The organism is Streptomyces sp. NPDC058579 (genome assembly GCF_042718575.1).
GTDB lineage: Bacteria > Actinomycetota > Actinomycetes > Streptomycetales > Streptomycetaceae > Streptomyces.
Genome location: NZ_JBHXPI010000015.1, coordinates 38,586 through 62,286, shown reverse-complemented (window position 1 = coordinate 62,286; position 23,701 = coordinate 38,586). Strand labels below are relative to the sequence as shown.

Below are 23,701 nucleotides of genomic sequence, written 5' to 3'. Positions count from 1 at the left end.
GTCGGCCCCGCAGCCCCCTCACAACGGCCCGAAGCAGTAGCCGAATCCGCGCACGGTTCGCACGTAGCGCGGGTCACCCGGCACGTCCTCGACTTTCAGCCGGAGCCGCTGCACGGCGGCGTCGACCAGCCGGGGCTCGGCTACCCGTTCGTACCCCCAGACCGCCTCAAGCAGCTGTTCCCGGCTCCAGACCCGACCCGGTTCCGTGCTGAGCGTCAAGAGCAGACGTAGTTCGGTCGGCGGCAGGGCGATCACCTCGTCGGACTTGGTGACGGTCAGCGATGTACGGTCGATGACCATGGCACCGTGCTGCTCGCGCTGCTGACCTGGGAACGAGTCGCTGCGGCGCAGGACTGCACTGATGCGTGCTTCCAGTACGCGCGGCTGCACTGGCTTGACGACATAGTCGTCCGCTCCCGTCTCCAGCCCGGCCACCATGTCGATGTCGTCACCACGTGCGGTGAGCATGAGCAGCGGGATGGGGCCGGCGGCACGGAGACGGCGGCACACCTCAAAGCCGTCCATCCCGGGCAGCATGAGATCAAGCACCACCACCTCGATGCCCCCGGCGCGGACACGCCGCAGCCCCTCTTCGCCGGTTCCGCAACTGGTCACCTCGTGGCCCCTCCGGCGCAGGGCCATCTCCAGGCCAGAGCGGAGTGCCGGATCGTCTTCTATCAGAAGTATGTGGGGCATAGCAATATTATGTACCGAATAGGCAGATAGTTGAACAGGTGCTTCAGGCGCTGGCCCTTGTCCAAGCGCGGCGGCAGGGCGTCCGGGCGGGACATCAGCAAGCGGGAGACCTCCTGCCTGTCGGCCTGTGAGGCTGAGCGCGCGTGCGGGGTGTCGTGTCGGTGTCGAGCTATGCCTCGACGCAGCCGGGAGCGAGTGAACCGTGGGCTGTGGTGCCGAAGTTGGCTGTGACAGTGAGCGTCCCGTCGCCGAAGGTGGTGCGCCGGACTGTCTTGTCGTCCGTCAGCCAAGTGAGTGAGGTCATGGGTTTCATGCCCGGCTGCCTGGTGGCAAGGGAGCGAAATATTTGTGCGGTTGGGCTAGTTCGTGTCATTGGGTGCTGATGGTCTTGCCGTCCAGAACGTAGTTGAGCGGGGTGTTGTAGAGCATCACCGGCGGCGCGGTCCCGCTTCTGGTCGGGAAGTTTGCTGTGGGGAGTTCCCAACAGTCGGCGTTGATGAGTCCCTCGTGCAAGGCCGTCTCATACAGCGGTTCGCGATACCCCGGGTCGCACATCGACTTCGCCACCCGCCCCACAGAGCCCTGTCGTTCTCCAGTTTCCAGGGTTGGTCGTTGACGGGATTGGCAGCGCCGTGGTTCTAACTGAAGACGCTGTCTCAGCCACGTGCTCACGCCCGCGGGTGGAAGCCACCGGACACGCTACTCATGGATCAGTCGGCAGAATTCCTCCACAAGTTGTTTCAATAATCCAAAGGTTGATACCGGTCGGCAGGGGTTTCCCGCCTAGGACCGACTGGGTTCCCATGACGCGCGCCCTTGGCATGCGGGGCTGCACCGGCATACGCATCGTCGGCCGCACCAGCTGCGAATTCGGTCAACTTTTGCTCACTGGCCCCGAGATACACCCGAAGGCTACGGTGAAAGATCTTCCTCGCCAGTGCAGCGGGGAATTCACGCAAGGAGGGAAGTCTCTACCATGGCCACTGTTCGTGTTGCCCGTATCACCAGGGATGGCAATTTGCAGGATGGGTACGGCTCCGTAGCCTTGACGCTTTCTGCCCTTGGCAGCTTTCGTGTGCGCTGGCCCACCCGCGCCAACGACCTTGACGGAGTGGGCGAGACAAGCCCTGAGGAGTCATTTGCCGCAGCTCATTCCTCTCACGGTGATGGGTGCGGTGCCGGGACCGGGAGGGGAAGAGCTCGCGAGAGCCGCGGAGGACGCCAAGGCCAACTACCCCGTCAGTCAGGCCCTTAGACGTCATCTCATTTGGTTGACTCGGTAGTCTGTCGGCCATGGTGGGCATCGTTGAGCGGTTGGTGCCGGACGAGTTGTGGGAGTTGTTCCAGCGCGTGGCGCCAGAGGCGCCGTCGAGGCCACAAGGAGGCGGACGGCGTCGGCACGGTGACCGGGAAGTGCTGGCCGCGATCGTGTTCGTGGCCACGTCAGGCTGCACGTGGCAGCAGTTGCCGACAGCTTCGTTCGGCCCCTCGGGGGCGACAGCGCACCGACGCTTCTCCGAGTGGTCAAAGGCTCGGGTGTGGGCGAAACTCCACCGTGTCGTCCTCGACGAGCTCGGCTCACGCGGCGATCTGGACTGGACCCGCTGCGCGATCGACTCGGTGAACATGAGGGCCCTGAAAAGGGGGATCTGACCGGTCCAAATCCTGTCGACCGGTTGCAAGTACGGCTCGAAAATCCACTTGGTCACAGAGCGGACCGGCCTACCCATCTCCATCGGCATCTCGGGCGCAAACCTGCACGACAGCCAGGCCCTGATCCCTCTGGTCAAGGGCATACCGCCGATCCGCTCCCGTCGCGGACGCAGGCGGCGCAAGCCGGCCAAGCTCCACGCCGACAAGGGATACGACTATCCCCACCTGCGGCGTTGGTTACGCGGACGTGGCATCACCCACCGCATCGCCCGCACAGGAGTCGAGGCCTCACAACGACTGGGCCGCCATCGGTGGACCATCGAACGCACCATGTCCTGGCTCGCCGGCTGCCGCCGACTCCACCGACGCTACGAGCGCAAAGCAGAGCACTTCCTCGCCTACACCGCCATCGCCTGCACCCTCATCTGCTACCGCAGACTCACCAAATGAGATGACGTCTTAGCCGGCGGTACGGGCAGCCCGGCTCGCACCTACGGCGGCGCTCGCCGCGACCTGAGCCGGATACCGGGGCAGCCTGGACAGCGGACAAGACGACGGAGGAACATCTGATGCGCGTTCTCGTGGCCGAGGACGATCCGATGATGGCCGAAATGATCACAAGGTGGCTGGCCCGGCACGGCTTCGTGGTGGACACCGTCCATGACGGGGACGCGGCGCTGTTCAGCATGGAGGTGGTCGACTACAACGTCCTGCTGCTCGACCGGGACCTGCCCGGCACCCACGGTGACGAGGTCGTGGCCCGAGTGGTCGCAGCCCGCACGCGCACCCGCATCCTGATGCTCACCGCGGCCTCCGCCATGGAGGACCTGGTGGAAGGGCTCAACCTCGGCGCGGACGACTACCTCACCAAGCCGTTCGAGTATCCCGAGCTGATCGCCCGCGTGAAGGCGCTCAGCCGCCGCAGCACCGTGATGACCGCGCCTGTCCTGCACCGCAGCGGAATCACACTGGACACGGTCCGCCACACGGCGACCCGTGACGGACAGCCGCTGCGGCTGACACCGAAGGAGTTCGCGGTGCTGCGGGTGCTGCTCGCCGCGGACGGCGCCCCCGTCAGCACCGAGGAGTTGCTGCAGCGGGTGTGGGACGAGCACGCCGACCCGTTCACCACCGCTGTCCAGGTGACCATGAGCATGCTGCGGGCCAAGCTCGGCGATCCCCCGCTGATCACCACGGTCCGTGGGATCGGGTATCGCCTGTGACCCAGGTGCCACGGGCCCCGCGGCCGAGCCGCCGAACCCTGCGCAGCCGTATCGCCCTGGTGTACGGCGCGCTGTTCGTGGCGCTCGGGGCCCTGACGCTGGGTTTCGTGTACGTCCTGTCACGCGCTGGCACCGAGGCCTCGGCCCGCCACCTGGTGGACGGCGCGCAGGCTACCCCCTCTGTCGCGGCACCCTCATCCTCCCCGCCCCATCCCCCTCCCCCGGGACAGCCAGCGTGGAGGTCATGGGGGGCGACGGCTCGAACCGCGTCAACCTGGCGCCCCAGGACTTCAGCGAGGCTGCCTCCCAGCAGGTACTGATCTGGTCGGCGGTCGCCCTGCTGCTCACGGCGGTGCTCGCAGTGACGGTCGGCTGGTGGACAACCGGCAAGCTACTGAGCCCCGTGCACGCCATGACGGCGAAGGCCCGCCGCATCTCACAGCAGAACCTGCACGAGCGGATCGCACTGGCGGGCCCCGAAGCGAACTCAAGGAACTCGCCGACACCTTCGACGAGTTGCCCGCGCGTCTCGACGCGGCCTTCGACAGCCAGCGTCGCTTCACCGCCAACGCCTCACACGAGCTGCGCACTCCGCTGGCCGGTCAGCGCGCGGCCCTGCAGATCGGTCTGGAGAACCCCACGCCCCGAGGAGCTCGCGGATGTACGGGACCAGTTGCTCAACGCGAACCGGCGCAGCGAGCGGCTCCTGGACGGACTACGGATGCTCGCCCACGGCGAGCGGGGCATCGAGCGCCATGAGGACTTCGACCTGCGTCAGGTCGTCGAGGAGGAGCTCAGTGCGATCCAGCCCACCGCGCAGAGATACGGTGTCCACGCGATGATCGCGGGCGGTCCCTCCCCGGTGCGCGGCGACCGGGTGCTGATCGGCCGGCTCGTCGCCAATCTGCTGCGCAACGACGTCCTGTACAACCACCGTGGCGGTACCGTCCGCGTGCACACCGCCTCCGCCGGGCTCAGCGTCTCCAACACCGGCCCTGTGCTCGAACAGGCCGATGTGGAGGCGTTGTTCGAACCCTTCCGCCGTGGCCACGGCCGGGACCGGCGAAGCGGGACCGGCGAGGGATTGAGCCTGTCCATCGTCCGGTCCATCGCCCATGCCCACGAGGGCACAGCCACCGCAGTGGCCAACCCGCAGGGCGGACTCACCGTTACGATCAAACTGACGGCGGCCCAGGACAGCTAATCCTCAAGTGGCTGAGTGCCAGGACGCCTTCAGCCTGCACATGTGACGCCCGGCAGACTACGTCCAGCGGATCTCGTGGTGGTCCCGCATCCCTGGCCGCCTCGCTGCCCTCCCGGTCATCGCCCAAGGGACCAGGCGCGGAGCGGTAGCGATTGGGTCCCGGTAGGAACGGAACAGAAAACCGGCTTAGCTGTCAGAGCTTTTGACGGACCGTGAGCGAACTCTTCGCACCCTGTCTTCACAGCTGCCTGCTGATCGTCGTCCGAAGTAGCTCGGCGTGATGTTCCGGCCTCCCCCCCCTCCCCCCCCGTGTGAGGGCAAACGGGGCAGCGGATGGCGGTAGTAGGGATTCCGCATCGACTATCGGACTCCATCACCTCGGTTCTCTGCCGCAGTAAATGCCGGAATTTACTGCGGTGGAGCCGCTACGGTGATCACCGCGACCTGCGGCGGGCCATTCCGGCTGTGCGGGCGAGGTGTTAAGGCCCTGGCGGCGGAGGCGGCGGCAAAAGAGGCACGCTACAAGGCCCGGGTCCGCACCGTGCTGCGGTCGTCGTACTCGGCGCACTGGCGCCGGATGCTCTCGCCGCCGCTAGGCGCGCTGGAGCTGAAGTGCAACAACACCGCCTACCGGCCCGTGATGGACGCGATTGACCTGCTCCAGCGCTACCTGGACCAGCCGCTGAGAGAGGGCGCGTTCTTCGATCTGGAGGAGAGCGTGCCGCTCGCGGGGGTGATCCCTGAGCACTGGCGGACGGCGGTGATGGACGGCAAGGGCCGCATCGAGCGCGTCCCGTACGAGTTGTGCGTCCTGGCCGCTTTGCGGGACGCGGTGCGGCGCCGCGAAATCCGGGTGGTGGGGGCAATCCGGTGGCGTATCCCGGAGGACGATCTGCCCGCCGACTTTGAGGAAGACCGGGACGTGCACTACGCCGCACTGGGCCAGCCGCAGGACGCCAGGGAGTCCATCGCAGCCCTGCAAGGCAAGCTCCGCACGTCGCTGGACCATTTCGAGCAGGCGCTGGCGGAGGCACGACGGGAGGGGTGGCGATCGTCAAGAAGCACGGCGAGCCGTGGATCAGCTCCCCGCGCGGCAAGCAGGAGGAGCCCGAGAGCCCGGCGGCCATCAAGGGCGAGATCGAGCGGCGCTGGCCGGGGCCCCGGAGTGATGATCTACTGGCAGTGCGACCTGAAAGCCGCACAATGCGAGCAAGCGTAGGAAAGGAGATACCGACGCTTTCGACCTGTGACCAACTGGTCGATTCCCCAGCCAGCGTGCGGAGGAAGTAATTCCTCGGTGCGGAGCCTGGCCACCAGACCGAAGGCCGATTCGACCACTGGATCGGTACGGGTCGGGGAAAGTCCGGACGGATGAACACAAGTGAACCCTTGATGAGGACTCGTAAAGATCACCCGCCTCAGTGGAAGCTGTCGAGGCGGTCTAGGAGCTACCGGGTGAGAACCCCTGCGCGACTCCGGATGTCATCTGCCATCACCGGAGTAGGTCACCGCGGCTCCCGGGTCAGAGAGGGCATCCACCCCGGACGCATCTCGCATGTGACGAATCGGGGGAACCCTGCGGGTCTGCTGATCCGCCAGATGAACTCGTTCGTTCGGGGCTGGACCATGTACTACCGCCCCTGGAGCTCCAAGAGGGCCTTCACGGATATCGATCGGATCTTGTTCGGTCAGTTGTGGAACTGGGCGTGCAGACAGCATCGGCGGAAAGGAAGGCAGTGGGTCGCGGCCCGGTACTGGGGCACGCGGGTTCCCGGGAGTGAGAACCGCTGGATCTTCGGCGAAGATTCGGTGCACATCAAGCCCGCCGCGATGACCAGGATCGTCCGGCACGTGCCGGTCCTTGGGACGCACTCCAAGGACGACCCGGCGCTGGTCGGCTACTGGGCCGAGCGCGCGGCCAGACGGACAAAGCTGGGACTGGAGAACAAGTTCGTCCAGACTCTCGCCGTCCGTCAGAAGGGCCGATGCGCACGGTGCGGCCTCGATCTCGTCGAAGGAGCCGAGTTCGAACCGGACAACATCCACGACTGGGTGTCCTGGTTCGACGCCGTCCGCCGGACGCTGAACGTGCACCACATCGTGCACCGAAAGCACGGCGGCGGAAACGACCTGAAGGACCTCGAACTCCTGCACTCGCAATGCCACCAGCAGCATCACGCGCTCGAAGGCGCAGATGCGGGCAGGCCCACGTGACCTGCTTGAGCCGTGGTGCGGGGAAACCCGCATGCCCGGTTCTGAGGGGGCCGGGGTCCCAGCAATGGGCCCCGGCTACCCGACTGTAGAGCGGAAGTCGGTCTGCATCTACTCCCAGCTCAATTCCTGTTCGGCCTCCGAGGTCGCCTCGATGATCGAGGGCGTGCTGCGGCACTGCACCGACATGGAGGTCGACTGGCAGTACACCGACACGCACGGCGCCTCCATCGTCGGCTTCGCCTTCGCCTTCGCCCACATGCTCGACTTCAAGCTGATGCCGAGGCTGAAGAACATCGGCTCCGCGAAGCTGTACCGGCCGGCCGCCGGTCAGGACGACAACTGGCCAAACTGGGACCGGTGCTCTCCACCAAGACGATCGACTGGGACCTGATCCGCCAGCAGTACGACCAGATCGTGAAGTACACCACCGCCCTGCTGCTGGGCACCGTCGAGGCCGAGCAAGTCCTGCGGCGCTTCACCCGCGGAGGGCCCAAGCATCCGACGTACCGGGCGATCGAGGAGCTGGGCCGGGCGGTACGGACCTCGTTCGTCTGCGACTACCTCGCGGACGTCGAGATGCGCCAGGAGATCCACGAGGGGTTGCAGGTGGTGGAGAACTGGAACTCGGCGAATCGGGACCTCATTCTACGGCAAGGACGGCGACCTGGCCGGTACGGACAAGGAGTCCCAGGAGGTCAGCCTGCTCGCGCTGCACCTGCTCCAGTCCGCGCTGGTGCACGTCAACACGCTGCTGATGCAGGAGGTCCTGGCCGATGCGAGTTGGGCGGACAAGCTCACCGACGCGGACCGCCGCGCGCTGTCGCCGCTGTTCTGGACTCATGTGACCCCGTACGGCCGGTTCGAGCTGAACATGAACAGCCGCCTCGATCTGGACCTGTCCGTCCGGGCTACGGTGCCCGGCCCACGCACCCCGCGGGTTGAGGCGGCCACGGCCTCTTTGTGACCCCGCGCCCGCCCAGCCGGTGCTCACATGGCCTGGTCGCAATGGGCTGTGGAAGCCGCCCGGTCGTGGGTGGTGCGGTGGCGGTGGATCTCGACGGTGTGGGTTTCCGCCCACTCCCGGATCGCGAGGAACGGCTCGATCAGGCTGCCGCCCAGCGGGGTGAGGCTGTACTCGGTGCGGGGCGGGACTTCGGCGTAGACGGTGCGGGTCACCAGGCCGTCCCGTTCCAGGTCGCGGAGGTTGGCGGTCAGGACCTTGGCGGTGATGCCCGTGACCTCGTCGCGCAGGGCGGAGAACCGGTAGGTCCCCGAGGCGAGCGTCAGGATGATCAGGACACTCCATTTGCCGCCGAGGCGGTCCAGTGCGTCCCGGCTCGGGCAGTCGGGGTTCCGCAAGTCCCCCCGTGTCGGAAGCCCAGAAACCGCCCTGATCTCATTAGTTTCCATGAGGTCACTATAGCACCTTGAAGATATTGGTTTCCTTGGGAAATCATTCGGGCACCGCCCCGGTCGAACCGGGCGTGGGGCCGACACCCCAGTCCGCCCCGGGATCTCTCCCCCATACCGCTCACCAAGGAGCCACCGTGAACACGACCCTCGATTCCCGCGCCGTTGCCGCCCGCGTGTACCAGCTCTTCGACTCCGGCGACGTCGCCGGCCTCGACGACGTTCTCGCACCCAGCCTCGTCGACCACAACCCTGTCCCCGGCGCCGCGTCGGGCATCGATGGTATGCGGATGCTGGTCGCCGCTGTCCGGGACGGCTTCACCGGCACCCGCCACGAAGTCATCTACCAGGGCGAGACCGGGGACGGCTGGGTCGTCAGCCACTGGCGCATGACCGCCACCCACACCGGTGACTGGTTCGGCACCCCCGCCACCGGACGCCCCGTCTCCTTCACCGGCACCGACCTCATGCACGTCACCGACGGCCAGATCACCGAGATCCGCCACGTAGAGGAACTCCTCCAGCTCCACCTCCAGCTCACCCCCTGACCCCACACCCCCGGGCGGGGCGCCGAACCCCACGGCGTCCCGCCCGCCCCGAACCGAACCTTCGAAGGAACCCGTGGCAAAACCCGCCGACAACCATGTGACCTACGTATTCGACGCCTACTGCGGCTGGTGCCACGGCTTCACCCCGTGGCTGCGCGAAGCAGTCGCCGACCGCCCGCACCTCACCGTGGAGGTGATCTCCGGAGGCCTGTTCACCGGCACCCGCCGCGTCCCCCTGCGTGAACTCACCCACATCCCCACCGCCCGACACCGCGTCACCCAGGTCACGCGTGTCGAATTCGGCCCCGCCTTCCTCCGCCTCCTGGACCAGGGAGACTTCGTCATGGACTCCCAGGACGCCGCCGCCGGCCTGGCCGGACTGCGCGCACTGGCGCCCGCCAAGGCGCTGGACTTCGCAGCCGAGCTGAGCCACGCCTTCTACATCGAGGGCCTGAGCCTGTCCGACCCTGCCACCTACCGCGTCCTCGCCACCCGGCATGGACTCGACAGCGAAGCCGCCGCAGCCGTGCTCAGCGATCCCGCCCACCACACCGCCGCCCGCGCGGAGTTCACCCAGGCCAAGGATCTGGGAGTCGACGCCTTCCCCACCCTCTTCACCGACAACGGCACCGGTCCCCGGCGTCTGCGAAGCCTGGGCACCTCCGCCCAGGACCTCGGCCGCCGGATTGACTCCGCCCTCGGCCGCGACAGCCCGCGATGATCACACCACCCGCGCTCGAAGGCCCCGCTCCGCTCGGCCGGGTAGCAAGCCCAGGGGGCGCCAGGGTCTGTCCAGTAGACGGTGTAACTGGGTTGGTCTTTGGGGTCAGATTCGGTTGTCGGTGAGGCGTCCGTCGAAGGCGATGTCGAAGGCCTGCAGAGCCCGCTTCCAGCGGCTGGTCCAGCGTTTGCGGCCCGTGCTGGTCGGGTCGAGAGACATCACCTCGAGGTAGATGCACTTCAGCGCGGCGTTCTCCGAGGGGAAGTGTCCGCGGGCCCGGACGGCCCGGCGGATGCGGGCGTTCACGGACTCGATCGCGTTGGTGGTGCAGACGATCCGGCGGACCTCCGCGTCGAACTGCAGGAAGGGGACGAACTCGGCCCACGCGTTCTCCCAGAGCCGGACGATCGCGGGATATTTGGTGTCCCGTTCCTCGCAGAACTCGAGGAACCGGCTGGTCGCCGCGTCTTCGGTCGACGCCGTGTAGACGGGCTTGAGGGCTTTGGCGATCTTGTCCCAGTCCTGGCGGCCTGCATAGCGGAACGACGCCCGCAGCAGATGGACGACGCAGGTCTGGACGACGGTCTTGGGCCAGACCTCGCCGACGGCGTCGGGCAGGCCCTTGAGCCCGTCGCAGACGAGCATGAGGACGTCTTCGACGCCGCGGTTCTTCAGCTCGGTCAGGACGCGGAGCCAGTGCTTGGCGCCCTCGCCCCCTTCGCCGCCGGCCCATAGTCCCAGGATGTCGCGGTGGCCCTCGGCGGTGACCGCTAGGGCCATGTATATGGGCCGGTTGGCGACCTGGCCCTCGCGGATCTTCACGTTGATACAGTCGATGAACACGACCGGATAGACGCGGTCGAGCGGGCGGGCCTGCCATTCGGCCATGCCCTCCATCACCGAATCGGTGACCGTCGAGATGGTCTGTTTGGAGACCTCCGCGCCGTAGACCTCGGCCAGATGTGCGAAGATCTCGTCGTGGGTGAGGCCCTTCGCGGACAACGGCAGAACCATCTCATCGACGCCGGTCAGCCGGCGCTGCCGCTTCTTGACGATCTGCGGCTCGAAGGCTGTCGACGTACTCCTGTGAGTGCTCCACCAAGTACGGAGAATCTGCACCACCGCGAGGGTGGGACAGTCGGTAGGCGCCGCAGAAGACGCCCTGTCCGCAAGGGCCGCCGACGAGTACGTCCGGCAGGCCGTCCGCGAGACGGCCCGGGGCCGGGACGCCGTCGGGGGCCGAGGGCGGTCGTCCTGGACACCACGCACTTCGACACGGTCCGCTTCCCACCGCCCCTGTGGGCCCTGACGCACTTCACCGCCGCGGCCGAGCGCGGAGAGCTGGCCTACACCCCCTACCGCGGTGAGGCGAGCCTGCGACGTCAGGTGGCCCAGGCCCTCGGCGCCCACGTGGGTCCCCCCGCCGGCGGACCTCGCGACCGTGGTGTGCAGCTGCTTCACCGCGATGGCGCGGACCTCGGAGACCTGCCGGGCCAGCACGCTCACCCCCGGCAACAGCACCCGGTGCCCGCGCAGCACGCCCACCGCGTGATCAAACAAAGCCTTCGGCCCCTCGGCGTGCGGCGTCCAGGCCCGGCCGTGCAAGAACGCCCGGAACTTCCGGCCCTGGGCATGGTCCTCGTAGGGATGGTAGCCGTACGCGTCGCGGATCTCCCACGCGTGCTCCTACGCCGTCTTCAGCCGCTCGGTGCACTCGAGGCGATTGTGGTCACCACGCCGCATCGCGATCAGCTTCCGGTCCTCGTCGTCGAGGAAGAAGAACCGTTCCAGCTCGGGCCGCGTCGGCTCCTCGGCGAACTTCCCGTACGCCTCGGCCTGCTCATCAGTCAGAAATTCCACTGGCATGCGGCGGACGGTAGCCACCCTCCGCCAGTGATCGAGGATCTTCCGGAGAACCCGCGCAAAAGGCCGATCGCCTGCGCTAGACGACCATGATCAAGTGCTTGGTGCCAACGGTTGTACCGCTGGTCCCCAAGGCCGTGGTTCAGTTCCATGAGTGGGCGCTCGGCTACTCGGGGGCGGTCGGCGGCTGGAACAGTCGGCCGAGCTTCCTGTACTCCGTCTCCACCCCTCTGAGTACATCGTCGGAGGCCACGGGCCGCCCCAGTGCCGAGGCCCGGAAGACCGCGGTCTCCACGGCCGCCCGGATATTACCGCCCGCCAGCGCGTAGTCCTGCGCAACGTCGCCCACGTCGGATGCCGCGTCGGGGCTCTCGGCGAGATAGCGGCGCCACAGTTCGGCCCGCACGTCCGCCGTCGGACTGGCAAACTCCACGATTTCGTCGAAGCGCCGGGTGAAGGCGCTGTCCACATTGGCTCGCAGGTTCGTGGTCAGGATCGCCAGACCGTTGAACTGCTCCAGGCGCTGGAGCATATAGCCGATCTGCAGGTTGCCGTGGCGGTCGTTGGAGTCCTTGACCGCTCCCCGCTTGGAGAAGAGCGTGTCGGCCTCGTCGAACAGAACGACGCACTCCAGCGTCTCGGCCGCATAGAAGATCCGCTCCAGGTTCTTCTCGGTCTCGCCGATGTACTTTGACACCACGCTCGGCAGGCTGACGATGTACAAGTCCAGGCCGAGCCGGCCCGCGACGGCTTCCGCCGCCATCGTCTTGCCGGTGCCGGACTCCCCGGTGAACAAAGCCGTCGCGCCCCACCCCCTCCCGCCGCCGCGCCGCAGGCCGTGGGTGCCCAGGACCTCCTCGCGCCGCTCGATCCGGAAGACGAGCATGTCCAACTGCTCACGCACCCAGTCGCTCAGGACGAGGTCTTCCAGTGCGACCTGCGGGGTGACGGGCCGGGCGAGCTGTCCCAGGCTGCGGGCGGCCTGCGCGTGGGCGAGGTGCCGCGCGGTCTCGACCGGCAGTGCCTCGCCGCGCACCACGGCGTCCCGCCGCGCGATGTCGATGACCGCGCCCGCCGCCGTGGGCAGCGGCCTGGCCCGGGCTGCTCCCCGTACGTCGAACGTGGCCCGGGGCACGGTCCTCCACACCTTCTCCTGCCACACCTCGCTGCCGTACAGCACGACGGGCAGCGGGCCGCGGGCAAGCCCGGAGACCAGACGGCTGAGCACGGGCAGGGCGGGGTCGCCCTCGTCCAGGTAGGCGGGGATGACGATGCCGCCGTGCGCGAGCTGGCCCTCGAGGCGGATGCTGTTCAGCAGTTCCGTCTCGGTGTGCTCCAGGTCGAACGGATCCAGCAGCAGCGGGGTGCGGCCCACCGCGCGCAATGCGGAGCAGGCCGTGGGCAGTGCCGCCCCGGTGACGCTCTCGCGCAGATAGAGCGCGCCGACGGCGTCTGTACGCAGCTGCGCGGTCAGGGCGGCCAGCGCCGTATCGTCGCGCGTGTCCGGCGCACAGGGAATCGGCGGCACGCCCCGAAGCCGCCGGTCTCCGAGGGGAGTTGGGGCATCGGTGTCTGCGAGCAGATGCCGTACGACCAGGTCCGGTACGCGCAGGCAGCGCTCGGCGAACGGGTCCTGCGGGTTCTCGAAGACGACGAGCCCGCCGGACAGCAACGCTGAACCGTCGTGCAGCAGGCCCCGGGCGACGGCCTCGGTGAGGGAGAGCCCGGCGAGTTCGAGGGCGGTGGCGGCCGAGGGGCGGGGCAGCGGACCGAGCATCCGGTAGGCGCCGGCGCAGTCGGCGTTCACCTCCGGCAGCAGCGCGGCGACGAGCAGATCCGCCTCGACGGCGTCCAGGCCGAAAGCGCGGCACAGCCCGGCCAGTGGATCACCGGGGTCGCAGTCCGCGAGGTCCGGAGCCTCGTGCAGTACGGCAGGGCCGGGTGCCGCGGACGACGGGTCCGAGGACCGCGCCAGGTACAACTGCCGTAGCCGGTCCTCCAGTTCCTCCATGCGGTACGCGAGCAGGGACTTGGGCGGGGCCCCGGACGGGACCTCAGGGAAAGGCTCGGTCATGCGATCTCCTCCACGCGGCGCCGGGGACGGGGGTTCTGACGCTTGCCCGTCGCACCGACGGGGGCCGCGTGCGGGGTTTCCACCGGATCGGTGCGACGGGCCCTCAAGGTCATTCCGTCCACCGGTGGTGCCTTCGCGCTCACATCGGGGCGGCTGATCGGGATGGTCACCAAGAGGTCGAGCGCCGGCCGGACGGAACAACCCAGACCGCTCCAGATGCGCGACAACGGGCTCTCCGCGCCGTCCTGGCTGTCGCGCAGGCGCAGCGAGAGCGGCTCGCGCGCACCTCGGGAGGAGAGCGGGGCCAGCGTGTCGTTACGTACACACCACTCCAGCAGGGTGCCCAGCAGGCGGTGCTCGTCCTCGACGGACTGGGCCCAGACGGTGAGCGCGTAACTCATCCGAAAATAGCGGCGCGGGTGGCTGTAGCCGACGACCTTGCCCTCTTCGTCGATGACGCTCGTCTCGCCCGACTGCCGCCGGTTCTGGTCCTCGTCGATGCCGTACAGATACAGGTTCACGCAGGGGCCCGAACGACGTGCTGACCAGTCGGCGTTGGGGGTGTCGAAGATGACCTGCGCGGTCACTTGGCGCAAGGGGCCTTGTTGCAGGTGTGCCGCGAGGAGTTCGTCGACGTACTGGACCAGGGACACAGGTCATCTCCCGGATGCTGTGGTCGGGGACAGGGCAAGGTTGTTCTGACGGCAGGTCAAGACATGGACTACTGAAGTGGGTCGGGCTCGGCGAACGGCCCCTCCAGCGGGACCAGATCGCCGCTGACAAGCGCGGTGGCCGTGCAGGTCGCGGCTGCCCCGTCCCCGGGGCCCGCGGAGGGTGCTCCCGCGCCGCCATTGGACGGAGCGGGCGGCGGTGGGGCCGCCGTGCAGTCCAGGTCGAGCGTGATGGCGGACCCGGCCTTGACGCTGACCGGTGCCTTAGGAGTGAAGTCCTTGGCATTGTGCGTACCCATGCTGGCCAGCGGCTGTCCCGCGGCATTGAGCAGCAGCGTGCCTGTCTCCGGTCCGGAGGCCGTGATCTGTACGGTCTTCAGCACCAGGCGATAGCCCTTGGGCACCTTGTAGCGGGCGGAGGTCTTACGACTCTTGGAGTCGACGAACAGCGATGTCTGCAGCGGCTGCTTCCGCAGCGCGCCCACCGCCTCGGCCTGCTTCTCCTCCAGCTCCTTCTGCTCCTTCTCCTGAGCGTCGGCCTTCTTCTCGGCCTGCTCCACCGCCTCCGCCTGCGAGGGTCCCTTGGCCGACTCGGTCTTGGCCGCCGGGGTCTTCTTGCCGACCGGCGAGAACCACAGTACGGCCGCGGCCACCACCACCGCGGCCAGCGCCACCAGCGCCTTGAACAGCGGCTTGGGCAGCAGGGCCCGCTGCCGGTGGACGAACGAGGCGCCCCGTTCCTGCTCGCCGCCGCCCCACTCGGCACCGGCCGCAACCTTCCATGGGGCTGCCGCGCCCACCAGCCCGGGCGGATGCACACGTACCCCGACGGCGACCCGGGCCTTCTCTCCGGGCGCCAGTTGCAGCCGGCTACGGCGGGCCCGTACCCGCAGCGGCGCCTCCGGCGACTCGGGGCTCACCCGAAGGCGCAGCGTCACGGGCGCGTTGCCGGTGTTGCGCAGGACGATCAAATTGCTCGACCACAGGGCACCGGCTGTGCGCGAGCGGACCGTCTCGATCTCGGCGTCCTGGAACGCGCCGATGACCAGGGAGGCTTCGGGCACCGCCACCACATCGGGGTTCTCCGCCGACACCACGCGGATGGCGAACGGTAGTTCTCCCGGGGCGAGTTCGGCAGTGCGCGGCACCAGAAGCGGGATGTTGATCTTTTCATGGTTGCCCGGATACACCGGGAGCTGGCCCAGCGAGGCCTCGCCCTCGCGCCACTGTGCCGGGGGCCCGAGCAGCTCGAGATCGTACGCGTCGACGATCCGGCCCTCGTTCCACACATGCAGATGGGCGGTCGCGCTCTCCCCGGGCGGCACCGGCTCGTCGGGAACGATCAGTTCGGCGCGCAGTGTCATGTGGTCCGCCTGGTGAAGAACTGGACTTCTGCGAGGGCGATGGGCGCCTTCGGTTTCAGACCGGACCGCACGGCGTCGATCCGTATCTCCACCGACACGACCCCGTCGATGCCGAGAGCAAATCGCTGCGGCCCCGGTTGGTCGAAGAGGGTGAGGCTCTTGCGGACTGTGCGTCCCTGCGTCGTGGTCGCGGTGACGGTGACCTTCGTGGGTCGGCCGGTCTGCAGATACTCCTTGGGCTTGGGTGAGACGCCGCTGATCAGGGACAGCGTGGTCAGGCGGAACGGATGCTGGAACGTGGCGGTCCAGGCATGCCCCACCGCGTCCGCGGGTTGTCCCGCAGGTGCCCAGGCGCGGTTGTCGACCCCGTCCGCCGCGAGCTTCGCATCGAACCCCTTGGCCTCACTGGACGCCTCGACCGAGTCGGCCGCCACACTGCTCTGACCTGCGAAACGGTCCTTGACCCAGGGCAGAGCCTCCTCGCCGGCATTGACCGCGCGTACGGCGGCCGTCCCGACGGCGAAGCACAGCGGCAGGGCGATGAGCACGGTCAGCCAGCGTCGGTCGAAGTGCCATACGTCGGGCCGCTCCAGATGCTGCTCCCGCAGCCGCTGCCAGCGGGTGGGCTCGGGCGGTTCCGGCACAGGACGCAGGAGGCCCCCGCACGGCTGGCAGTACTGACGCGTCTCGGGATTTCCGCTGCGGCAGGCGGGACACAGCAGCAGCCGGTGCACCTCGGCGAACTCCGACTCGGCGGCCGGCTCGGGATCCGGCCGGGCGAGGACCTCGCCCCGGATGACCAGGGGCTCGACGGGCATGGCCCAGTGCCCCGCGGCCCCGTGCCCCATAGCGGGCTGATCCCACGAGCCCGCCTGACCACCGGAGTTCCCCAAGTCTCCCGGGCAGGCGGCGCGATCGCCGGAGACGGGCGGAGGTGGCTGCTGGTCGGGACCGGGCATGACCGGATCAGGGTGCAGCACGGCCTGACTGCCGGTGATCTCCCATCCCTGGTATCCACCGCAGGCCACGCAGAACATCTCCCCGGGGTAGGCGGGGGTTCCGCACGTGGGGCAGATGCCCCGGTTCCCCAGCCCCCCGGGTCCGGGCCCCGCGTTTCTGTTCGGCCCCATCTACCGCGCACCTCCGGGCGCCACCGCCGTGAGAGGGTCGGCGTCGTCCGCCACGGTGACGGTGGCGCTGACGTGTGCCGGGACCCACTCGCGTACGAGGTCTTCGGCGTCCTCGATGACACCGGCGCGCCGCGCCGTGCCGTGGGGCAGCAGCACATGGATCCGGGCCCACGCCTCGCCGTCCGTGACCGACGGCTGCTCGGGCCAAGTCGAACACTGCGTGCCGCCCGACTCGGAGATCTCCATCCGGCCCCCGAGGACCTCGCGGACCAGCAGCTCCAGGCCCTGCCGGGTGCCCCGCAGCCCGTGCAGGCGGCGGCCCAGCAGCAGTGCGTTGCGCCGGCCGGTCGCACCGATCCAGGCGGGCAGGACGGTGTCGGACCAGCCCAGCGTCCAGGTGAGGAAGTGCTCCGGCGCGGTCCGCGCGCCGAAGTACGCGTCGAGGCAGTCCAGCGTCGTGATCACCGGGGCGAGGGTGTCGTCGAACCCCGCGATGAACCGGTCGGCGAAGTCGCCCTGCCGGTAGCTCTCGGGCAGGATCGCCCGCAGGGAGCGGCTTCCGGGAACGAGGGGCGGAATGGGAGCGGGACTCGGGGCGCTTCGGGCGCTCACGAAGCCTCCTTTGCTGGCGCGGGACGGGCGGGCGTTCACCGGGACTTCTTGACCGCGACCTGATGGCGGAACGACAGGAACAACGTGGCCGGATCGACATCCAGGCGTTCTGTGGAGGCCTTCCGCTCGCCCGTGGACAGGTCCGCCGGATACATCTCCAGCTTGATCACGGACTCCACGTCCCGGCAGCGGGCCGCCACGCTGTACAGATCACTCAGTCGCAGGGCGCGCCCCAGCGGCCAGCCGGGCCGCTCGCCGTCCTGCGACGGCAGGGGGCTGAGGCACTCGTACAGCGCGCGCAGCACTCGTTCGCGTACCTCAGGACGGTCAACGCCCTTCGCCGCCTCCACTTCGGCGACCACCGTGACGCCCTGGTAGGCGGGGCCGCTCACGGCAACGCGCACCCCAAGGGGCCGGGCCGCTTCGACGGCCCGCCCGGCAGCCTCCAACATGGTCTGAGAGGGCACCAGTTCGCGCCAGCCGTCCTCCTCCCGCACGTCCCTGACCTGAGGGATGACCAGGACGCGTACGAGGCTGGACGCGCCCTGGGACGACGCGTCGGCGACGCACTCGATACGGCCCGCATCACGGCACGCGGACGCCACGATGGTCTCGTAGTCCTTGGCCGTGACGGCACGGTCCTGGGTACGCAGCCACTGGCTCGCCCGCCGCCGCACGTTCTCCATCGACTCGGCGTCCACGCCGCCGCTCGCGCTGCCCCGGTTCTCGACACGCGCGACCAGGGCGAGCGGGGTGCGCAGGACCGTGAGCGTGTGCGGTGCCACATTGCCCTGGCGGCCGCCGCCGCGCCGGTAGGGGCCCGCGAGGACCCGCGCGCCCACCGGAGGGACGGCACCGTACTGGCGTACCTCGCCGTCCGGCTGACGCACCGCGGGTCCGAACCGCACGGTCCCGGTCACTTCGTCCACGGTCACGTGCAGGTCCTCCGCAGTGGAGTCCGCGAATGACGGCACCGCCACCCACGCCTGCCGCCCGGTGCGCCCGTCGACGGTCACGGTACGCAGCGAACCGGACGCGACCGGGGTGTGCTGCACCGTGAAGCTCTGTCCTGCGGTGCCGTCGGAGACACCGAGCTCGTCGTGCGGCACCGGCTCACCGTGCACGGCGGTGGTGGTGCCGCCGATCGTGTACGCCTCCACGGACCTGACCTTCGGCGAAGCGGAGTAGGACGGCTGCCCGGGAGCGGCCTCCACCGCCCGGCACCGCAGCCAGCCGGCCCGGCGCCGGGCGATCAGCGAGGGCACATGGCCCTCCGGCACGTGCAGGACGACCTCGCCGGGCCGGTTGAGACCCCCGGTTCCGTCACTGGCCACCTGGCAGGCCACCCAGCGCTCACCGCACCAGGCCTCCCACACCCGGGGCGGGCGGCGCGGATCGACGCCCACCCCGTCGAGCGCGCAGTCGATCCGCAGCGCCACCGTGCACCGGGGTGCCGCGTCGGACAGGCCGATCAGTAGGCTGTCCCCGGGCACGGGCGGCTGGGCGAAGCAGGTCACCGGCTCACCCGCGGTGAACCGTTCGGTGACGAGTTCGGCGGCCGCTCCCGCCGGGGCGGTGCCGATCTGCTCGAACGAGGCGGGCGACACCACCAGTTCGCGGTCGACCGTGAACACGCACGCCTCGCCGTGGCCCGTGCGGGGGGTGGCGACCTCGGCCCCGACCGGCACGCACACCGGCGTCTTTTGCGGGGCCGAGAGCCAGAACGTCAGCTTGGTGCGGGCCGGTTGAGGCGCGATGCGCTGCACACCGAGCAGGTTCAGGAACTCCAGATGCACCTTGTCGGGTACGCGATTGAGACGGTACGACAGCTGGTCGACCATCTGGGCGAACGCCTCGATCAGGGCGACGCCGGGGTCCGAGACGTTGTGGTCGGTCCACTCCGGGCAGCGACGTTGAATGAAGCGTTTGGCGTCGTCGACGAGGTCCTGGAAGCGGCGGTCGTCGAGAAGGGGGCTAGGCAGAGACATCAGTATCACTCCGGGAGTCGTCCGCGGCCGGGGACGACGCCTCCTCGCCCTGGTGGGCGGGAATCACATAGAAGGGGTGGACCAGATTGCGGCGGTTGTTGGTGTGCGCCAGCCGGTAGCCCAGATGGACGTGCAGGACTTCCTGGCGCTCCCCGTCCTGGGAGACGGTGACGTCGTCCACGACGACGCGCGGCTCCCAGCGCTCCAGGGCCCGCCGGACCTCGTGCGCGATCGCCCCGCCCGTGGACGCGTCGAAGGAGCCGAAGACCCGGTCGCGTATGGCGCAGCCGAACTCGGGGCGCATGGGCCGCTCTCCGGGCTCGGTACTCAGGATCAGCCGGATCGACTGCTCGACGTCGTACCGGCCGTCGGCCATCGCGATCCCGCCGGACGCGCTGACGCCCAGCGGGAACGCCCAGCCCCGGCCGATGAAGTGCTCGGACACCTCAGCCGCCGATCTTCACGGTGGCGTAGCCGCCGACGACCGTGGCTCCGCACGGGAGTTTGTCGCCCATGACGGCGGCGGGCTGTCCGCCGATCAGCACCGTCTTGCCGGGAAGGGGCATGGCGACGAGCGGCATCGGGGGCAGTGGGGGCACATGGCCCGGGAAGGCGCACGTCGCCAAGGAGCCGCCCACGGCGGCCGGTTGACCGCCGATGAGGACGGTGGTGGCCAGGGGCGGGCCGGTCACGGCGCCCGTTCCGGCCCGGGCGGGCAGGGGGCTCGGGTTGGGGATGTGGGAGGTGGCGTCACCGATGCGGGCGGCGGCAGGCATGGAAGTGGGCTTTCGGTCGGATGCGGAATCGGCTCGGGGGCGGTGCGGTTCTGGGTGCAAAAATCTTTTGTCACCCATCAGTTGATCCTTACCAGGGCTGCCGTGACGTCGGCATTCATCCCGCCCTTGACTGTGACGGTCTTGCCGCCGGATACCTTGGCGTCGACGTTCGCGGCGATGTCCACGTTCCTCCCGGACAGGGTGATGTCCTGACCCTTGAGCTCCAGCGGCCCGTCACCCGCGTCGAGCGTGATGCCCTTCGACGCGGCGATCTCCACCTTTCCGTCGCTGTGCACGGTGATGAGGGTCTGATGCTGGTCGAGCTGGATCCGCAGCTTGTCGTCGCCACTGACCAGAACCGCGCCCATGCCCTGGGCCCCGGCGTCCAGCAGCTCCAGGCGGTGCCCCTCCTTGGAGGCGAACGAGCGCCGGTTGCCGACGCCCTTCGTCCCGTCGTACAGCTCCAGGCCGCTCTGGGCCGGCCGAGGCTTGTCGACGCCGTTGTAGAGGCCGCCGAGCACGTACGGGCGATCCACACAGCCCTGCTCGAAGCCGACGAGCACTTCATCCTTCACCTCGGGCAGCACAGCCCCGTAGCCCCCGCTGCCGCCGAGCTGGACCGTGCGGGCCCAGTTACTCTCGTACGTCTCCGAGAGCCACGGCAGCTGCACCTTGACCCGGCCCTGCTTGCCCGGGTCCTGGATGTTGACGACCGTGCCGGGCACCAGACCGAAGAAGCGACGTAGACCGGCCCCGCACTCCTCCGCGCCATCGCCCTCACCGACGGTCAGCTCGCTGAGGTAGCCGTCCTCCGGGTGGTAGACATGGCGCACCGAGGTGACGGCGTAGCGGCCCTGGAACTGCTCGCCCAGCCCGGTCAAGGCGACCGTCGAGCGCAAGCGGATCCGGGGCTCCCCGCGCACGACCGCGGTCAGTTCACTCAGAGCATCGGCCACGCGCTGTGCGCCGGCCCGGGCGACCTGTTCGACTTCGTCCTGTGATGCCCGGGGGAGGCCGGGCTCCTCACGTACAGCGGTGCTCTCCGACCGCCATGGCACCTCATGGACCGAGGCGGATCCCGGCTCGCCCGTCGCGGTGAGCGGCTCCTTCTTCTCCGGGTCCCAGCCGCGCACCAGGACCGTGCCGACCTGCCCGCGCGTGGTTGCCGCCGAGGACACCTTGAGGAGGTTGGCACCGAACTCCAGGGCGAACGGGCTCTGCTGAGCCGGGGTGCCCAGGGCGGGAGCGGCCGACAGGGAGGGTGGGTGGAAGTGCAGAGCGCCGGCGCGGACATACACATCGCAGCCGTTCTCACGCGCGAGGTGCCGCAGGAAGTCCCAGTCCGACATGGCCGGTTGGGTGAGGAAGTCGTACACGGCGCCCTTGGACTCCATGCTGCCGGTTCGCAGGCCGTACTGCCCAGCGATCTTTTCGGCGATCTGGTGCGCGGACATCTGGGTGTACGCGACCGTCCTGTTGCCGCGCTTCAGCCGGTGCGCGCGGTCATCCGCCCGTACGACCGTGAACACACCCGTCGTGTCGCCGGCCCGCGCCTCACATCCGGTGATCTCTCCTTCGAACAGGTCATGGGTGCCGTCGGCGGTCTGGGCCCGCAGTTCCAGCAGGCCGCCCAGCGCCATGCCGGTCGCCTTGAGCAGGGCGGCCTGCTGGGGGTCGCGAAAGCCGATTTCGGCATGAGCCGACGCGTGCGTGGACTCCTCGACGGCTGCCCAGGCGAGCAGTTCGGCGTGGGCCGAGGGCAAGGGCCTGCCGTCGACAAGCGCGATGAGCGACGCCGTGTGATGCGTACTCATAGTCGATACCTGTTCTGTGAAGTCGGGCCAGAAAGGAAATGTGGTCAAAGTCCGGTGTCGGCACCGGCGCCGGGGAGCAGGAGTTCTCGTCCCGGCCGCACCTTTGATGGATCGTCGATCCCGTTCATCTCGGCGATGGCGCGCCAGTCGGCGGGCCGCCCGCTGTGCTGAGCGGCGATGGACGGCAGAGAATCTCCCTGTACGAATGTGTAGGAGTGCCGGGAGGAAGGCGAACCGGACGTGGGGTTCTGCCCCTTGACCGTCATACCGATCTCTTCGAGCGTGAGGGCGCACACCGCGCGGAGCGGGTCGCCCTGCGTGGAGAAGCGGGTGTAGGAAGCCGTCACCTTGCTCACGAACGCGTAGTAGGAAACCGACTCGAAACCTCCCCAGCGGAACCTGACCCAGGGCGGGGACGGTTGGTTGGCCTGCAGGCTTCCTTCGCTGGGCACACAGCACTGGAGCAGTTGGGACACCCGCTTGTCCACGGACTGCTCCTGGTCGTCCTGTTTGTTGAGCACCACGTCGGCCGTGAGAATCCGCGGCTGGCTGCCGGTGAACTCGGGCACCGAAGTGGTCGAGGCCAAGCGGGCGTTGTTGCGCACCCAGGCGACTTCCTTGACCAGGGTGAGCGCGGCCGGATTGAACTGGAGCTGGACGGTCTCCTGCAGCGCCCCGGGGCCGGCGCCGCCTCCGCTCGGCGGCGCATAGATCTCCAGCGCGGCCCTGACCATCTTCTCGTGACGTGCTTCTTTCACGCCGCCTCCTTTCTGGGAAGGGGAAGGACAGAGGGTTGAGGGGGCGGTGCTATGTCATGTCCGGTGGGAAGAATCCCTCATGTGCGAGTTCAATCTCTTCCATGGGTACGTGTGTGCTCTCCGCGTCCAGCACGGGTCCTCGCCAGGCGACCGGCATGACGTTCAGCAGGTCCCATTTGGCCACCTCGACGTCGTTGGAACCGAGGCAGCGGATCTGCCCCGTCGTACGTTCGGAGTTGGTGGCGGCCCTCTGTACCCATTGACAGGTGTCCATGGTCAATTGGGTAACAGGGCGTGCCAGCACGATATTTGAGTATCGAATCGACTTGGGCAGATGGATGGGCGATTCGTTGAACCCGCCGTCATCGAATTCGTCCAGGTCCACCGAGAGCCCCAGACCCGTACACCGAGTGAAGAAGTCGAAGCTCTTACCGTCAATGGTCAGAAAGAACTTGTGGGCAGTGGTGCTCTGGCGCGACCCTGTGGAGTCTGTTCCGGTCATGGTCTATCTCACTTTCCTTGAGAGCGGCCCCGAAGGGACCCCCCATCCGCTGTGCTGGGACGTCGGGGCGGGGCTCAGGCTGATGGCCACTCGCGGGGCCACGGACAGCTGACCTCCAGGGACGGCGCCGGGCTCAGTAACGGGGGAAGTGAGGCGGCGGATCGTGGGGACTGCCCCTTGGGGTACTGGTGTGTGCGGAGACGAGGAGGTCGACCGGCTGTCGTCAAGGGCTTCGAGGTGCTGCGTGAGGGTTCGCTGCCCCTCCCCGAGCCCAACCGCAGGGCGCTCGATGTTGGGGATGCGGCATGCTTCTGCGGCAGGCGTGTGAGCGGCGGCCCGAAGGGCGGAGGCGCGGGCTGCGAGAGGGAAGACCAGCGGGGCGATGACCGGGGCCGCGGCCCGGGAGAAGGACAGGGAGGGAGGCCGAGCCGTGAAGCGGACCGTACCAGGGGGACCGATCCGCGAGGTGCGCGGGACCGG

At 68.6% G+C, this 23,701-nt stretch carries 23 protein-coding genes and 5 pseudogenes; 12 read left to right on the top strand and 16 right to left on the bottom strand.

All coding sequences use genetic code 11. From position 1 onward, the window contains the following. Positions 1-18: 18 nt before the first annotated feature. Together ACFWRO_RS19130 and ACFWRO_RS19125 are read right to left on the bottom strand one after the other, a co-directional pair. Complete coding sequence (locus ACFWRO_RS19130) at positions 19-696, bottom strand: response regulator (protein ID WP_384511651.1); 678 nt, start codon at positions 694-696, stop codon at positions 19-21. A 369-nt stretch (positions 697-1,065) separates the two neighbouring features. Continuing rightward, positions 1,066-1,263, bottom strand: a complete 198-nt coding sequence (locus ACFWRO_RS19125; RefSeq protein WP_384511649.1) for a glycoside hydrolase — start codon at positions 1,261-1,263, stop codon at positions 1,066-1,068. 409 nt (positions 1,264-1,672) lie between these two features. On the opposite strand from ACFWRO_RS19125, the pseudogene ACFWRO_RS19120 reads away from it, so the two are divergent. The 10 genes and pseudogenes from ACFWRO_RS19120 to ACFWRO_RS19075 all read left to right on the top strand — a co-directional run bounded on the left by ACFWRO_RS19120 (position 1,673) and on the right by ACFWRO_RS19075 (position 7,954). Beyond that, positions 1,673-1,979: pseudogene (locus tag ACFWRO_RS19120) on the top strand (peroxiredoxin). A gap of 10 nt (positions 1,980-1,989) precedes the next feature. Then, positions 1,990-2,799: pseudogene (locus ACFWRO_RS19115) on the top strand (IS5 family transposase). A gap of 119 nt (positions 2,800-2,918) precedes the next feature. Then, positions 2,919-3,572 carry a response regulator transcription factor gene (locus ACFWRO_RS19110; RefSeq protein ID WP_384511647.1) on the top strand — a complete coding sequence of 218 codons (654 nt, stop codon included), beginning with the start codon at positions 2,919-2,921 and terminating at the stop codon, positions 3,570-3,572. Positions 3,573-3,947: 375 nt separating this feature from the next. After that, positions 3,948-4,331, top strand: a complete 384-nt coding sequence (locus ACFWRO_RS19105; RefSeq protein WP_384511645.1) for a histidine kinase dimerization/phospho-acceptor domain-containing protein — start codon at positions 3,948-3,950, stop codon at positions 4,329-4,331. Further along, entirely contained in the window at positions 4,294-4,776 is a 483-nt protein-coding gene (locus ACFWRO_RS19100; RefSeq protein ID WP_384511643.1) for a sensor histidine kinase, read from the top strand. The genes ACFWRO_RS19105 and ACFWRO_RS19100 overlap by 38 nt, the downstream gene beginning before the upstream one ends. 430 nt (positions 4,777-5,206) lie before the next feature. Continuing rightward, entirely contained in the window at positions 5,207-5,995 is a 789-nt protein-coding gene (locus ACFWRO_RS19095; protein WP_384511641.1) for a hypothetical protein, read from the top strand. Between the two features lie 152 nt (positions 5,996-6,147). Then, a complete protein-coding gene (locus ACFWRO_RS19090; RefSeq protein ID WP_384511639.1) occupies positions 6,148-6,990 on the top strand; it encodes a group II intron maturase-specific domain-containing protein in 843 nt (280 codons plus the stop codon). A gap of 31 nt (positions 6,991-7,021) precedes the next feature. Continuing rightward, entirely contained in the window at positions 7,022-7,381 is a 360-nt protein-coding gene (locus tag ACFWRO_RS19085) for a Tn3 family transposase (RefSeq protein WP_384511637.1), read from the top strand. Then, a pseudogene (locus ACFWRO_RS19080) lies at positions 7,348-7,581 on the top strand (Tn3 family transposase); the annotation flags it as partial. The gene ACFWRO_RS19085 and the pseudogene ACFWRO_RS19080, both read left to right, overlap by 34 nt. A 109-nt stretch (positions 7,582-7,690) precedes the next feature. Next, positions 7,691-7,954: a Tn3 family transposase gene (locus ACFWRO_RS19075; RefSeq protein WP_384511825.1), complete on the top strand. Its 264-nt coding sequence runs from the start codon at positions 7,691-7,693 to the stop codon at positions 7,952-7,954. 23 nt (positions 7,955-7,977) lie between these two features. Here the strand turns inward: ACFWRO_RS19075 and ACFWRO_RS19070 are convergent, their stop codons facing one another. Then, entirely contained in the window at positions 7,978-8,349 is a 372-nt protein-coding gene (locus ACFWRO_RS19070; RefSeq protein WP_384511635.1) for a winged helix-turn-helix transcriptional regulator, read from the bottom strand. A gap of 188 nt (positions 8,350-8,537) precedes the next feature. Between ACFWRO_RS19070 and ACFWRO_RS19065 the strand changes: the two genes are divergently transcribed. Both ACFWRO_RS19065 and ACFWRO_RS19060 read left to right on the top strand, forming a co-directional pair. After that, positions 8,538-8,948, top strand: coding sequence for an ester cyclase (locus ACFWRO_RS19065; protein WP_384511633.1), 411 nt, complete (start codon positions 8,538-8,540; stop codon positions 8,946-8,948). Positions 8,949-9,021: 73 nt separating this feature from the next. Beyond that, positions 9,022-9,669: a DsbA family protein gene (locus ACFWRO_RS19060; protein WP_384511631.1), complete on the top strand. Its 648-nt coding sequence runs from the start codon at positions 9,022-9,024 to the stop codon at positions 9,667-9,669. Between the two features lie 105 nt (positions 9,670-9,774). On the opposite strand, the pseudogene ACFWRO_RS19055 reads toward ACFWRO_RS19060, so the two are convergent. From ACFWRO_RS19055 to ACFWRO_RS18995, 13 genes and pseudogenes are all read right to left on the bottom strand, one after another. Continuing rightward, positions 9,775-10,740, bottom strand: a pseudogene (locus tag ACFWRO_RS19055) (IS256 family transposase); the annotation flags it as partial. A 354-nt stretch (positions 10,741-11,094) separates the two neighbouring features. After that, positions 11,095-11,535: pseudogene (locus ACFWRO_RS19050) on the bottom strand (DUF4158 domain-containing protein); the annotation flags it as partial. A 163-nt stretch (positions 11,536-11,698) separates the two neighbouring features. Next, positions 11,699-13,606: an ATP-binding protein gene (locus ACFWRO_RS19045; RefSeq protein ID WP_384511629.1), complete on the bottom strand. Its 1,908-nt coding sequence runs from the start codon at positions 13,604-13,606 to the stop codon at positions 11,699-11,701. Continuing rightward, the gene (locus tag ACFWRO_RS19040) at positions 13,603-14,259 is read right to left on the bottom strand and encodes a DUF4255 domain-containing protein (protein ID WP_384511627.1); all 657 of its coding nucleotides are present in this window, start codon (positions 14,257-14,259) and stop codon (positions 13,603-13,605) included. Before ACFWRO_RS19040 ends, ACFWRO_RS19045 begins: the two co-directional genes overlap by 4 nt. Before the next feature lie 68 nt (positions 14,260-14,327). Then, entirely contained in the window at positions 14,328-15,641 is a 1,314-nt protein-coding gene (locus ACFWRO_RS19035; RefSeq protein WP_384511625.1) for a hypothetical protein, read from the bottom strand. Further along, positions 15,638-16,459 carry an NADase-type glycan-binding domain-containing protein gene (locus ACFWRO_RS19030; RefSeq protein WP_384511623.1) on the bottom strand — a complete coding sequence of 274 codons (822 nt, stop codon included), beginning with the start codon at positions 16,457-16,459 and terminating at the stop codon, positions 15,638-15,640. Before ACFWRO_RS19030 ends, ACFWRO_RS19035 begins: the two co-directional genes overlap by 4 nt. A 312-nt stretch (positions 16,460-16,771) precedes the next feature. Further along, positions 16,772-17,383 (bottom strand): hypothetical protein, encoded by a 612-nt coding sequence (locus ACFWRO_RS19025; RefSeq protein WP_384511621.1) that lies wholly within the window; start codon positions 17,381-17,383, stop codon positions 16,772-16,774. A gap of 35 nt (positions 17,384-17,418) precedes the next feature. Beyond that, positions 17,419-19,371 (bottom strand): putative baseplate assembly protein, encoded by a 1,953-nt coding sequence (locus tag ACFWRO_RS19020; protein ID WP_384511619.1) that lies wholly within the window; start codon positions 19,369-19,371, stop codon positions 17,419-17,421. Then, on the bottom strand, positions 19,358-19,816 hold the full coding sequence (locus tag ACFWRO_RS19015) for a GPW/gp25 family protein (protein WP_384511617.1): 459 nt from the start codon (positions 19,814-19,816) through the stop codon (positions 19,358-19,360). The genes ACFWRO_RS19020 and ACFWRO_RS19015 overlap by 14 nt, the downstream gene beginning before the upstream one ends. 1 nt (position 19,817) lies before the next feature. Then, the gene (locus ACFWRO_RS19010) at positions 19,818-20,147 is read right to left on the bottom strand and encodes a PAAR domain-containing protein (RefSeq protein ID WP_384511615.1); all 330 of its coding nucleotides are present in this window, start codon (positions 20,145-20,147) and stop codon (positions 19,818-19,820) included. 77 nt (positions 20,148-20,224) lie between these two features. Beyond that, complete coding sequence (locus ACFWRO_RS19005) at positions 20,225-21,961, bottom strand: VgrG-related protein (protein ID WP_384511613.1); 1,737 nt, start codon at positions 21,959-21,961, stop codon at positions 20,225-20,227. 44 nt (positions 21,962-22,005) lie between these two features. Beyond that, complete coding sequence (locus tag ACFWRO_RS19000; RefSeq protein WP_384511611.1) at positions 22,006-22,719, bottom strand: LysM peptidoglycan-binding domain-containing protein; 714 nt, start codon at positions 22,717-22,719, stop codon at positions 22,006-22,008. Between the two features lie 49 nt (positions 22,720-22,768). Then, positions 22,769-23,221, bottom strand: coding sequence for a phage tail protein (locus ACFWRO_RS18995; protein WP_384511609.1), 453 nt, complete (start codon positions 23,219-23,221; stop codon positions 22,769-22,771). Between the last annotated feature and the right edge of the window lie 480 nt (positions 23,222-23,701).

Coding starts and splice junctions, on each gene's coding strand:
- ACFWRO_RS19130 (WP_384511651.1), bottom strand. CDS start 696: ATGCCCCACATACTTCTGATAGAAGACGATCCGGCACTCCGCTCTGGC.
- ACFWRO_RS19110 (WP_384511647.1), top strand. CDS start 2,919: ATGCGCGTTCTCGTGGCCGAGGACGATCCGATGATGGCCGAAATGATC.
- ACFWRO_RS19100 (WP_384511643.1), top strand. CDS start 4,294: ATGCTCGCCCACGGCGAGCGGGGCATCGAGCGCCATGAGGACTTCGAC.
- ACFWRO_RS19090 (WP_384511639.1), top strand. CDS start 6,148: ATGAACACAAGTGAACCCTTGATGAGGACTCGTAAAGATCACCCGCCT.
- ACFWRO_RS19085 (WP_384511637.1), top strand. CDS start 7,022: ATGCCCGGTTCTGAGGGGGCCGGGGTCCCAGCAATGGGCCCCGGCTAC.
- ACFWRO_RS19045 (WP_384511629.1), bottom strand. CDS start 13,606: ATGACCGAGCCTTTCCCTGAGGTCCCGTCCGGGGCCCCGCCCAAGTCC.
- ACFWRO_RS19035 (WP_384511625.1), bottom strand. CDS start 15,641: ATGACACTGCGCGCCGAACTGATCGTTCCCGACGAGCCGGTGCCGCCC.
- ACFWRO_RS19030 (WP_384511623.1), bottom strand. CDS start 16,459: ATGCCCGTCGAGCCCCTGGTCATCCGGGGCGAGGTCCTCGCCCGGCCG.
- ACFWRO_RS19020 (WP_384511619.1), bottom strand. CDS start 19,371: ATGTCTCTGCCTAGCCCCCTTCTCGACGACCGCCGCTTCCAGGACCTC.
- ACFWRO_RS19010 (WP_384511615.1), bottom strand. CDS start 20,147: ATGCCTGCCGCCGCCCGCATCGGTGACGCCACCTCCCACATCCCCAAC.
- ACFWRO_RS19005 (WP_384511613.1), bottom strand. CDS start 21,961: ATGAGTACGCATCACACGGCGTCGCTCATCGCGCTTGTCGACGGCAGG.
- ACFWRO_RS18995 (WP_384511609.1), bottom strand. CDS start 23,221: ATGACCGGAACAGACTCCACAGGGTCGCGCCAGAGCACCACTGCCCAC.